Origin of the sequence: Haloterrigena alkaliphila, assembly GCF_017352155.2 — an archaeon.
In the GTDB taxonomy this organism is placed as follows: domain Archaea; phylum Halobacteriota; class Halobacteria; order Halobacteriales; family Natrialbaceae; genus Haloterrigena; species Haloterrigena alkaliphila.
Map to the genome: position 1 here is coordinate 3,235,969 of NZ_CP071462.1, position 11,634 is coordinate 3,247,602.

The window sequence follows — 11,634 nt, forward strand, 5'->3', positions numbered from 1 at the left end:
GCCGTTACGACGCTCGGCGACGCGGCGCCGTCGACCGGACGCTGACGACCCCGGATTACTCTTCGTTCGCGGCACGTCTATCGACCGACGCACTCCTTTCGACTAGCCTGGCGACGGCCGCGGAGACAACAACACTTACCGGGCCAGTTCTCGCACGCACACGTATGATCCACAGCGACTGGGGAGACTGGCTCGTTCGCGATGTCGAAGACGCCTCGCCCGACGGCGTGGTGATCTGGTATCTCGGCTGCAACGGCTTCGTACTCAAAGGCAGCGAGGGGACGACGATCTACGTCGATCCCTACCTCGGAGTGGGCGATCCGCCCCGGACCGTCCGGATGATTCCCGTTCCCTTCGATCCCGCCGACGTCACCGAGGCCGACGCCGTCCTGGCGACCCACGAGCACTCCGACCACGTCGACGGGGAGAGTCAGGCCCCCATCCTCGAAGCCACGGGGGCGACCTTCTACGCGCCCGACGACAGCCTCGCGGTCGCGCGCGAGAAACAACGGTGGACCGACGAGTGGGACCTGACCGACGAGCAATTTGCGGAGGTAGCCGAGGGCGATACCCTCGAGATCGGCGAGTTCACGGTCCACGTCGAGGTGGCCCACGACCCGGACGCGACGCATCCGGTCAGCTACGTCTTCGAACACGACGCCGGGACGTTCTTCCACGGCGGCGATACGAAACCGTCCGACGAGTTCGAACGACTCGGGGCGGAGTACGACATCGATCTCGGAGCGCTCGCTTTCGGGACCGTCGGTCAGATCCCTGACAAGGAAACGCGAGAACCGAAACGGACGCGCTGGTACAACGACGAGAATCAGATCGTCGAGTGCGCGTCAGCGCTCCAGTTCGATCGCCTCCTCCCCAGCCACTGGGACATGTGGAAGGGCCTCACCGCGGATCCGACGGCGCTTCACCACCACGCCAACAGCTTCGCGTACCCGTCGCGACTCGAGATCGTCGAGATCGGTGACCGAGTCGACCTCTAGCACAGTTGTGAACCAGATCTGATACTGTCCGTATCATTTATAGTAATGGTGTGGTAACGTTGGCCCCATGAGTAGCACCGCCGACACGGACGACGTGGTCGAGGTCAGTGCTGACGGGTTGACCGTCCGGAAATCGTTCACGCCGGACGAGTTCCCTGTCCCTGCGATCCGGTTCGAAATCGAATCCGATCGTAACGACCAGGTGATATTTCGTCTCTCCGAGGACATTCCCGAATCGTTCCCGATGGACAAAGTCGGGTTCCATCCCGAGTATCACAGCGACGACTGGACCGCCTTCCAGGACAATCACGTCGAGTTCACCGGGACGCTCGAGTCGGGCGACCCACTCGTGACCGTCTACGGGATTCGCATCGACGACGAGAGCGAGGCCGACCAGTTCCTGACCGAACCGGAACTCGTCGAGGTCAACGCCGACGGCGAGAGCGGCTCCGACGCCGACGAGGTCGACGACGACGTCATCGTCAACATCGTCTCCGAGGACCGCAACCAGCCGGTCAAGGATATGATCGCCGGCGAGTCGGACAGCGTTCCCGGACTCGAGGACGACGAGGAAGACGCAACTGGCGCCGAGGAAGAGGCGACCGGCGCGGAGGAAGACGCGACTAGCGCCGAAGAGGACGCAGCCGGCACAGCGGAAGACGAGGCCGAAGACGACGATTTCGAGGCGGAGTCGAGCGGCCTCGATCTGGACCTCGGTAACGTCGACACCGATCCCGAGCCGGTCGACGACGAGGACGATCCCGAAGCCGACGCGCCCGATATCGACCTCGGGTTCGAGGAAGAGGAGATTCCGGATCCCGACGAGTCCGAGGCCGAGTCCGAACCCGACGACGAGGCGGACGGCTCGCTCGAGATCGACCTCGCAGACGACGAAGACGCCGAGTCGGCGACCGACGCGGACGAGGAGTCGGCATCCGACGCGGACGCCGAACCGGAGATCGAACTCGACCTCGACGCGGCGGCGGCAGGCGCGGTTGCCGACGAAACCGACGACGAACCGGCCGAGGCGGACGACGCCGAATCGACGGCCGACGGCGAGTCCACGGAAACGGACGACGAACCGGCGGACGCCGAGGACGGGATCGATATCGAGACCGACGAGTCCGTGGACGACGGGGCGAGTGACGAGGTGGCCGACGAACCGACGGAAGACGACGAGTCGACCACCGAGTCCGACCACGAATCCGACAGCGCGGCCGACACGGCGGACGACGGCGCTGCCGACACGGTAGAGGACGACGCCGAGTCCGAACCCGAACCGACGACGGTCGACGGCTCCGTCGCCGCTCGACTCGCAACCGAACTCCGCGAGGGGACGATCGACGACGACGATATCGCGGTCCTTCGCTCCGAACTCGACCTCGAGCCGTCCGGTCCCGACGTCGCGAAGGTCGAACACCTCCAGTCGCGCGTCGAGGAGGTCGCCGCCTACACCGACGCGCTCGAGCAGTTCCTCGACGAGAACGGCACCGGGCAACAGCTCATCGAGGAGGTGCAGGCCGACCTCGACGACCTCGCGGCCGACGTCGCGGGGCTCGACGAGCGCCTCGACGGGACCGAAGATCACGTCGCCGACGTCGAGACCGACCTCGAGTCCGTCTCGGAGACGGTCGACACCGTCGAAACGGGCCTCGACGACGTCGAAGCGACCGTGGACGATCTCGACGAGGATCTCACCGCCGTCGCGGACGACGTCGAAGCGGTCGACGACACCGTCGAGACCCTCTCGGACGACCTCGGCGATCTCGAGGAAGACGTCGACGACGTATCGGCGGACGTCGAATCGATCGAGGAGGACGTCGAAGACGTTCGGGCCGAAGTCACCGACATTCAGGAGTGGCGCGACCAGCTCGGCTCGATGTTCACCGACTGATCGAGCGCTTCGTTCCGGAAACACAACTCGTTTATCCGTCGCCGGTCGACACGCAGTCGATGGGCGAGACGATTCCGATCGCAGTGCCACGGAAAGGGCGACCGCTCGAGTCGGTGCTGGACCGACTCGCGCGGCGACTCGACGTTCCCGACCTCGCGGACGACATCACGTCGACGCTTCGCCACGAGAAGGCGGTCACGAAGGGAACGGTCGACGCTGAACCCGACGCCGAGGAACACGTCTACCGTCGTCTCGCCGACTACAGCACCGTCGACGATCCTACCGAACCCGAGTACACCCTGTTGCGAGACGACCGCGCCGGGAAACCCCGACGGATCGTCTTCGACAGCGTGACGATTCCGCTCGAGGGCGTCGACGGCGTGCCCGACGACGCGGCGATCCAACTCGTCGGTCGGGAGGAGCCGTTTCGGGCGCTTCGAACCCACGAGTTCGCGCTCGGATTCGACAGCGCCGATCTCATCTTGGAGGAGGTCGTCGAACTCCGCCCGGAGCCGCTGGACCGGATCGCCGACGTCAACGCGCGGATCGACCCCGCCGATACCGACGTCCGCGTGGTGACGGGCCTCGGCGACACAGTGTATCACACGTTGATGGCCACGCCCGACGTCGCTCCGTCGGGTGACGCGCTCGATCGGGAGTTCCTCGAGGGCTACGAGGGAGCGCTCTGTATCGAGCCGCGATACGAACGGCTCGTCCAGGCCGTTCTCGGCACCCGAACGCTCGACGGCGTTCACTTCGAGTACCCCGAAGAGGGCCGCGAGGAGGAGGCCGCCATCGCCGACGCCGGACTCGGCGTCTACCTCACCGTCACCGGATCGACGGCTCGAGACCACGGACTCTTGCTGGGCGAGCAACTGTTCCCCAGCGAAACCGTGTTGCTCGAGACGACGCCGGAAGTGACCGATACCGCGGCGGCCGTTCGTGCGCTGTTGAACGGGGCTGACCTCGAGACGGAACTCGCGGTCGAGTCGTAGCTCACCGGAACGACTCCGAGGTAACCGTCGAATTCGACCGCCTCAATGCTGATACCGGAGAAAATTTCGAATTCAAATCGAAGTCGATCGCCCACCAATTAGATATAGCGACATACGATTTAGGAGACTGATTTCGACCACACATAGATACTACGATTGTAGTAAACTTCGACATCCGAAACGGGCGTGAAGCGTAATTCGCCCGAAATCGCCGTTATGAGATGAAGCCCTGCTGTGGACGATGCAGGTCGTCGCGGAGCGCTACCGCTTCCTCAGGGCGTCACGGAGTAGATGTGCTCGAGGTACGTCTCTCGCACTCGATCGCCCCAGTTGTGGGTGTAGGTGTCGATCACGTCGCCGGCGACGTCTCCGCGGAGGTACTGGACGATCCCCCGGTCTCCCGTTCGATCGCGTAGGTGAGTCGTGAAGAAGTGCCTGAAGTAATGGGGGGTAACGTTCTCCTGGGTCCCACCGCCGGTTTGGTACCAGCCTCGTTCTCGAGCGTGTTTTTCGACGACGTAGCGAACGTCCGACGGCGTCAATCGCTCTCCCCACGACTCGCCGGTATCGAGGAAGAGCGGGTCGGCGTCCGAAACGGGGTCCGGTCGGATCGCCAGCCACTCGACGAGCGCTCGTCGGAGTTCACCGTCCACGGGGACGACCGTGTCCCGCTTGCGTTTGTTCGATGCCGTCCGTTCTTCGCCGTTGACGGTGGCGCCGCGAGCGGGTTCCGCGGCGACGAACACCGACGACTGCCGGCGCTCGAGGCCGACGCGCGGCGTCCACTCGCGGTCGATTTCCGGGGCCTCGAGGTTCAAGTCCCGAAGATCGAGGTTGCAGCACTCCCCGACACGCATCCCCGTCTTCAACAGGGTGACAACGACGGCTCGTTCGAGCGGATGGTCGATCGCGGCGACGAACGAGCGCATCTCCGCGACCGAGATATCCCGCCTCGTCGGGTTCGTATCGATCGATTCGGACAGCTCTTCCATGACCAGTGCCATCGGATTCTCGTCGAAGACGCCGACGCGGTTCATGTAATCGTAAAACCGGTTGAGATACGACGCGTAGGTCGCGATCGTACTCGGTTCGAACCCGCCTCGGAGGGAGTGGATCCAGGCCATACACTCCCGTCGCTGCACCGCCCCGACCCGATCCACGTCGAAGCGCTCGCTCACGAAGGCCTCGAAACGCCGGAGGACGCGCTCGTAGGCCTCGAGCGTCCGTTCGCTCTTGCCGTGGTACCGCTGGTCGTCGAGAAAGTAGGCGATCGGATCGGAGACGTCCGCCGGGGCGTCGCTGGCGCGTTCAGTCGCCATCCCCACCACCGTCGACGGCGGTGTATCCGCCGTGGCGTCCGCTGTATCGAATACGATTGTTCGTTTGAAGTTCCTCGAGCGTCTCGTCGAGTCGCGATTCGACGTCCTCGCTGACCGCCTCGAGGAGTTCATCCCAGGAGAGCGTGTCAGATCTGAGTAATCTTAGGACCCGTGTTTCGAGGCCGTTACCCCCGGGGTCTCCGCCCGGAGAATCGGGTTCCTCGCGACCGGAATCGAACCCCTTTCGGCCGGCCTGGACCATCGTCCGAACGAACTCGGCCTGACTCATCCCCAGTTCGTCGGCGTGAGACTGCCACTCGGATTTTTGGTAGGTCGGCACGTACGTTTTGACGGTGGTTCGGTCGGTGTCCGCCGAATCGCTCATACGCCACCCATCAGACGCCGGGAGTATCAATCTACCCATTATTCGAGCTAAGTGTTTTTATCTCTCATCGTAGGACCGTTTCAGCACCGAATGTGGACCCGCCATTCTAGATAAAAGTCGAATAGGACCCACTGTTTCGGATGTAGAATCCCCGTTTTTAGGCCTATCGTTCTATATAAAGATTGTAGCCGACGTACGAGGCCCCAGTATCGAGCGAGGAAACCCGCAAATATACGCCCGTTTCGGGCGTCGACAGAACTACCAGATGTATTGTATATTGGGTCTGATCGCGTGTATCTATCACGGCGAAGACGGCGAAATATTCCACTTCGTTCCGCCCCCACACGCTGCGAATAATTTCGAGTTCGAGACGAGATTCCGCGGAAACGATGGCGTCGTTCTCACCGGTAATTCTGGACGTCCGATTTCGCACTGGCTCCGATCACGACCCTGGTACATCTCGGTCGTAGTGTGGGACGCTCGTCACGTCGACCCACGAACGGAGGGACGGGGCACCGTCCGATCGGTTACGGCAGGCGCAGGGAGGAGATCCACGCTTCAATCGCGGGAGAAGTCAGCGGTAACCCTCCCCACGTTTTCCGGGGCTGTCGGCGCCGTTACTCGACGGCTGATCTCCGACGGTTTCGAGCGCCCGACGTTCGCGATATCGATTCGCAGCATCGAGGCGCGTCCCGGGCGAGTCGCTGCCGTCGGTGTTCTCGTCTCCACTCGACGGGTGCGGCGGCGCACACCGCCACGAACGGTGCCCGCTCGGCTTCACCGACTCGTTCGAGAGTGCCGGCGCCGCAGACCCAGACGAGAGGGTTCCTCGAGACCGTGTGAGCAACCGAGAGGCGTATCTGCCCCATTACATTCGTATATTGAGAAAATCGTCTCAGCGACAATGTAGCGGCCTTACGAGGAAACGGAGTAGCACGTCACTGGCGGGGTACAGCAGGACGGCCTCCGTTCCGACGGTGGTCGAGACACGACAGACTTCGTCGGATGCGCACCCTCCAGTATGCCGATGCGTTCGGAGCACCCGTCGGTCCGTCAGGAGGTCCGATTCCGCGATCGTTCGGTCGGACGCTCAGCGAGCCTCGAGACGGTCGTGACGGTGCTGCCGTCGAATCACTTCGTCGTCGATCGACGGTTTCGCGAACGTGAAGCGGTGTCTCGAGGCTGCATCAGACAGAGTGTACTCTACCCAGGAGGTGGGTCGATGGCGGTGCAGACGAAATCGAATCCGCGGTCGAGGTCTCGACGCGGTCCGGAAGCGAACGGTCGTCATCACGACGGAAGAGCGAGCCGGACGAGACGGTGTTCGATTCCACGGGCTGCTGTGCGGTTTCTTGGAGGGCCTCGAGAAGGCGAAAACGGGCCGCTATCGGCCGACTTTCTCGCAGTGGGGTCTCGGGCTCGCAATCGGTCTCCGGTCTCGAGACGACAGGGGCGTCTCGAGCGAGTATCTCCAGCGCGCTGCGCTTCCGGAAGGTGAACGGCGAGACGAGCGGCGACCGACCGGACCAGTGCGTCACGGTCAGTAGATCGAACCGCCGTTCGAGGAGCCGATACAGCCGTCTCGGTCGGGTTGATGCCGTTAGCAGACCTGAGGAGAGTTACGCACGGGATCGCCGGTAAGACTTCGTGAAGTACCGGTTGTGACTCTCGCACGGTCGTCGAGAGGCGGTTCTCCGGTAGATCGTTCGCGGATATCTCGCTCTCGGCGATCGGGCACCTACTGTCCCGTTCGGTTCTATCGAGTGGGAACGACCTTCGGGAGGCGGTCGACGCTGTCGAACTCCGAGACGAAGTTCGCCTACTAGCCGGTGAACGCGACGGTATTTGTTCTTTGGTAACAATTGTCTGTAGCAGCGTTCGGCGGCGGAGATACGACCCGTATAGTGTATAATGCTATATCGAAACTGTGCGATGCGCGCGACTGGGGGCACTCGCTCCACCCACTCTTATCAGGACCTACGCGGATGAACGCACATGGCCTCGTCACCGCTCGTCGCCGTCGGGATCACCGACGGAATCGCTACCGTTCGACTGGACCGACCGGATAACCTCAACGCCGTGACGATCCAGTTACTCACCGATCTCCGGGACGCGCTCGTCGACCTCCCCGAGGACGAAGTCGACGGACTCGTCGTCACCGGTGCCGGCAACGTCACCTGCGCCGGGATGGACCGAGAGATCGTCGCCGATCCCGACTACGAGGAGCAGTACGCCGACGAGATCGCCGCGTTGACCGACGAAATTTACGGGTTCCTCACCTCCCGGCCGTACCCGACTGCGGTGGCGGCCCGAGGCGCCCTCGTCGGGATCGGCTTCATCCTCTCGCTGCGCTGTGACTTCCTCGTCGCCGGCGAGGAGACGAAACTCGCCCTGCCGGAGGTACAGTTCGGCATCGCCGCGACGCACACGATCCCCTACCTCGAGGCGATGACCGGTACCAGAGTCGCGAAGGAGATCGCCCTTACCGGCGAGGCCCTCGCTCCGGAGCGGGCTCGAGAGCTGGGGATCGCCAACAGGGTCGTCTCCGAAAACGCGGTCGAGGAGGCGGCGACGGAACTGGTCGGCACCGTCGCCGCACACGACGCCGACGTCGTCAGTGAACTGAAAGCTGCGATGTCGGATCCAGCGTAGATATCTCGGCACGTTGCACCGGCCACGGCTTCCGACAGCGGTCCGTGCGCACACGCGACAGGGGTCGCCCGCAGGGAAAAGGAGCGTCGCAATCGGGTCCCAGTCGAAAACAGTCGAACCGCGCCCGCCGCCCGGTCTCAGTGCGTCGTCGTTCGGACGTCTTCGATTCGATACAGGTCTTCCTGTAACCCCTCGGCCTCGCACTCGTCGTTCGGACACTCGTAGTGCCACCCGTCCTGGGTCGCGTCACCCTCCCGGAATCGTTCGCCACATACCTGGCAAAAGAGTTGTCCCTTTTTGCACGTATCGCGGTGGAGTTCGAGGGCGAGCTCGGTCTGGAACGACTGGTTGCAGTTGCGACAAGTGTGCATATTTCGTCAGACGCGAGCCTCCTTCAAAACTGCTTGGGTTCTTTTATTACGTCTGATTCGGCCCTGATTCGGGTCCACTGCGCCGGTTTACTCGATTCTCTGTGGGAAAAAAGAGTTATCGAATATGCAGTTTACTCGGCTTCGAGTATTCCGATTGCTGTTAGATAGCTCGTCCATCGGGTCGCGTGAACGGCTACCTCGATCGTATGTCGGCGGTCGAGGTGATCGGGCCGGTCGACGGCAATGGTGGCCGATCGACCGGTGCTGTATCCACTCGATTACTTAGTCCGTCCTCGGGGCATCGCCGGTAATGAACGCGCTCGAGATCGGCATGCGATTGACCGCCGGCGCGGTTCTCATCCTCCTGAACGCCTTTTTCGTCGCGATAGAGTTCGGTCTGACTCGGGCCCGCCAGTATCCCGAATCGGACTTCGACACGCCGGGACTCCGCCGGGCCTGGGAGATGACCGACGACCTCGAGTTCTACCTGACGACCTGCCAGATCTGGATCTCGGGGACGAGCATCGCGCTGGGGATCATCGCCGAACCGGGACTGGCGGCGCTGATCGAACCGGTCTTCGAAAACTCGCGGCTCGCGTCGATCGGCGCCGGCTCCCTGCTCGCGTTCGGGCTGATCAACCTGGTCCATCTCACTCACGGCGAACAGACGCCGACCTACCTCGGCGTCGAGCGTTCCAAACAGGTGTGTCGGTACGGCGCGCGACCGCTGTACTGGTTCGCGAAGGCGATCGCGCCGCTGATCAAATTCGGCGACTGGGTCGCCAAGGGGACGCTCGGGCTGTTCGGCGTCGAGATGACCCAGTCGTGGACCGAGACCGAGACGGACGTCATCGAGTCGCGAGCGGAACTGCGCAATCGACTCGGGTCGGTCCTCGAGGAGGGTGATCTCCCGCCGGAGCGCCGCGAAGAGGTGATGAACGCGCTGCGAATCGGTGAGAAGCCGATCCGCGAGGTGATGGTGCCGGCCGAGAAGATCGTCGCGCTGTCGACGGCCGCCGATACCGAGGAGAACCTCCGACGGATGGCCGAGCGACCGCAGACGCGGTATCCGCTGGTCGGCGACTCGCTGACGGAATTCCGGGGAATCGTCTACACGCCGGTCCTCCTCGAGCACCGCGAGGACCTCGCTTCCGGCGAGATCGACTTCGCCGAACTGGCGGCGCCGCCGATTACGCTCGGGCCGGAGACGGGCGTCAGCGACGCGATCGATCGGTTCCAGCGGGAGAACCAGGAGCTTGCACTGGTGGTCGAGAACAGCGAGGAACGGAGTTCCTCGAGCAATCGAACGCAGTCCGATGATAGCGAGGAACGGAGTTCCTCGAGCAATCGAACGCAGTCCGATGATAGCGAGGGACAACGTCCCTCGAGGGGTCGACCGCAGTCCGACGACGAGGTGATCGGATTGGTGACCGTCACCGACCTCCTCGAGGCGGTGATGGGCGACGTCGAGGACCCGCTCGATCAGGGCGTGGTCGATACGGGCGAGGTCGACGACGTCTGATCGGGACGCGCAGCCGCGTCCCGACGACGGAAGAACGCGAGATCGGAACCGAGGACCGTCGGTTCAGTCGTCCTGCCCGAGGATACCGCGCTCGGCCATCTTGCGGGGGTCGAGCACTTCGTCGGCCTCCTCCTCGGTGAGGTACCCCTTCTCGAGGACGACCTCGCGGACCGTCTTGTCTTCCTTGAGCGCGGTCTTGGCGACCTCGCTGGCTTTGTCGTAGCCGATGTGGACGTTCAGCGAGGTGGCCATCGCCATCGACTGTTCGACGCGCTCTTCGCAGTACGCCTCGTTGGCCTCGAGTTTTCGGACGAAGCGCTCGCCGAAGACCTGGCTCGCGTTCGAGATCAGTTCCGCTGACTCGAGGAAGTTGTGGGCTAGCACGGGCTTGTAGAGGTTGAGATCGATCTGGCCCTCGGCGGCGCCTGCGGAGACGGCGGCGTCGTTGCCGACGACCTGCTTGTGGACCTGGTTGACGGCCTCCGCGACGACGGGGTTGATCTTGCCGGGCATGATCGAGGAACCGGGCTGGTTCTCCGGCTGTTCGATCTCGCCGAGTCCGTTGCGCGGCCCGGAAGCGAGCAGTCGGAGGTCGTTGGCGATCTTGTTCAGCGAGCCCGCGACCACGCGGAGGGCGCCGTGGGCCTCGCTCATCGCGTCGTGGGCGGCCTGGGCCTCGAAGTGGTTGTCGGCCTCGCGGAACTGGACGCCGGTCTCCTTCGTGATGTACTCGGCGGCGCGACCTGGGAACTCCTCGTGGGTGTTCAGACCGGTCCCCGTCGCGGTACCGCCTAGCGCGAGTTCGGCGAGGTGATCGCGGACCGTGTCGACGCGGCCGAGGCCCTTCTCGACCTGCGTGCGGTAGCCGGAGAACTCCTGGCCCAGCGTGACCGGCGTCGCGTCCTGGAGGTGCGTGCGGCCGGTTTTGACGACGTCGTCGAACTCCTCCTCCTTCTCCTCGAGGGCCTCGCGGAGCGTATCGAGCGCGGGGATGACGTCCTTCTCGACGGCCTCGAGGGAGGCGACGTGCATCGCGGTCGGGATGACGTCGTTGCTCGACTGGCCGTAGTTGACGTGGTCGTTGGGGTGGACGACGCGGTCGCCGATTTCGCTGCCCATGAGCTCGGCGGCGCGGTTGGCGATGACCTCGTTGGCGTTCATATTGGAGGAGGTTCCGGAGCCGGTCTGGAAGACGTCGACCGGGAACTGGTCGTCGTGCTCGCCGGCGATGACCTCGTCGGCGGCCTCGACGATGGCCTCGGCGACGTCGTCCTCGATCAGGTCCAGATCGCGGTTAGCCTGCGCGGCGGCCTTCTTGACGACCCCGAGCGCGCGGACGAACCGCCGTCCGAACGTGATCCCCGAGATGGGGAAGTTCTGGATCGCGCGCTGGGTCTGGGCACCCCAGTAGGCGTCCGCGGGAACCTGCATCTCGCCGAGACTGTCCTCCTCGATGCGGAACTCGTCATCGTCTGCCATACGCGAGCGGTCACGCGGA

General features: G+C 63.7%; 9 protein-coding genes. 5 read left to right on the plus strand and 4 right to left on the minus strand.

The features are described 5' to 3' along the window. Positions 1-164: 164 nt before the first annotated feature. The 3 genes from J0X25_RS34650 (at position 165) to J0X25_RS34660 (ending at position 3,887) form a co-directional block, all read left to right on the plus strand. A complete protein-coding gene (locus J0X25_RS34650; protein ID WP_207288435.1) occupies positions 165-998 on the plus strand; it encodes an MBL fold metallo-hydrolase in 834 nt (277 codons plus the stop codon). A gap of 67 nt (positions 999-1,065) precedes the next feature. After that, on the plus strand, positions 1,066-2,892 hold the full coding sequence (locus J0X25_RS34655) for an AAA family ATPase (protein ID WP_207288436.1): 1,827 nt from the start codon (positions 1,066-1,068) through the stop codon (positions 2,890-2,892). A gap of 59 nt (positions 2,893-2,951) precedes the next feature. Next, positions 2,952-3,887: a phosphoribosyltransferase HisG-related protein gene (locus J0X25_RS34660; protein WP_207288437.1), complete on the plus strand. Its 936-nt coding sequence runs from the start codon at positions 2,952-2,954 to the stop codon at positions 3,885-3,887. 272 nt (positions 3,888-4,159) lie between these two features. On the opposite strand, the gene J0X25_RS34665 is transcribed toward J0X25_RS34660, so the two are convergent. Beyond that, positions 4,160-5,206 carry a tyrosine-type recombinase/integrase gene (locus J0X25_RS34665; RefSeq protein ID WP_207288438.1) on the minus strand — a complete coding sequence of 349 codons (1,047 nt, stop codon included), beginning with the start codon at positions 5,204-5,206 and terminating at the stop codon, positions 4,160-4,162. After that, on the minus strand, positions 5,196-5,591 hold the full coding sequence (locus tag J0X25_RS34670; protein WP_207288439.1) for a DUF5805 domain-containing protein: 396 nt from the start codon (positions 5,589-5,591) through the stop codon (positions 5,196-5,198). The genes J0X25_RS34665 and J0X25_RS34670 overlap by 11 nt, the downstream gene beginning before the upstream one ends. A 1,995-nt stretch (positions 5,592-7,586) precedes the next feature. Here J0X25_RS34670 and J0X25_RS34675 point away from each other — a divergent pair. Next, positions 7,587-8,243, plus strand: a complete 657-nt coding sequence (locus tag J0X25_RS34675) for an enoyl-CoA hydratase/isomerase family protein (protein ID WP_207288440.1) — start codon at positions 7,587-7,589, stop codon at positions 8,241-8,243. Between the two features lie 137 nt (positions 8,244-8,380). On the opposite strand, the gene J0X25_RS34680 is transcribed toward J0X25_RS34675, so the two are convergent. Further along, entirely contained in the window at positions 8,381-8,614 is a 234-nt protein-coding gene (locus J0X25_RS34680; protein WP_207288441.1) for an HVO_2901 family zinc finger protein, read from the minus strand. 310 nt (positions 8,615-8,924) lie between these two features. Between J0X25_RS34680 and J0X25_RS34685 the strand changes: the two genes are divergently transcribed. Beyond that, entirely contained in the window at positions 8,925-10,136 is a 1,212-nt protein-coding gene (locus tag J0X25_RS34685) for a CNNM domain-containing protein (RefSeq protein ID WP_207288442.1), read from the plus strand. A gap of 63 nt (positions 10,137-10,199) precedes the next feature. Here the strand turns inward: J0X25_RS34685 and J0X25_RS34690 are convergent, their stop codons facing one another. Continuing rightward, complete coding sequence (locus J0X25_RS34690) at positions 10,200-11,615, minus strand: class II fumarate hydratase (protein ID WP_207288443.1); 1,416 nt, start codon at positions 11,613-11,615, stop codon at positions 10,200-10,202. Positions 11,616-11,634 lie beyond the last annotated feature (19 nt).

Coding starts and splice junctions, on each gene's coding strand:
- J0X25_RS34650 (WP_207288435.1), top strand. CDS start 165: ATGATCCACAGCGACTGGGGAGACTGGCTCGTTCGCGATGTCGAAGAC.
- J0X25_RS34655 (WP_207288436.1), top strand. CDS start 1,066: ATGAGTAGCACCGCCGACACGGACGACGTGGTCGAGGTCAGTGCTGAC.
- J0X25_RS34660 (WP_207288437.1), top strand. CDS start 2,952: ATGGGCGAGACGATTCCGATCGCAGTGCCACGGAAAGGGCGACCGCTC.
- J0X25_RS34665 (WP_207288438.1), bottom strand. CDS start 5,206: ATGGCGACTGAACGCGCCAGCGACGCCCCGGCGGACGTCTCCGATCCG.
- J0X25_RS34670 (WP_207288439.1), bottom strand. CDS start 5,591: ATGAGCGATTCGGCGGACACCGACCGAACCACCGTCAAAACGTACGTG.
- J0X25_RS34675 (WP_207288440.1), top strand. CDS start 7,587: ATGGCCTCGTCACCGCTCGTCGCCGTCGGGATCACCGACGGAATCGCT.
- J0X25_RS34680 (WP_207288441.1), bottom strand. CDS start 8,614: ATGCACACTTGTCGCAACTGCAACCAGTCGTTCCAGACCGAGCTCGCC.
- J0X25_RS34685 (WP_207288442.1), top strand. CDS start 8,925: ATGAACGCGCTCGAGATCGGCATGCGATTGACCGCCGGCGCGGTTCTC.
- J0X25_RS34690 (WP_207288443.1), bottom strand. CDS start 11,615: ATGGCAGACGATGACGAGTTCCGCATCGAGGAGGACAGTCTCGGCGAG.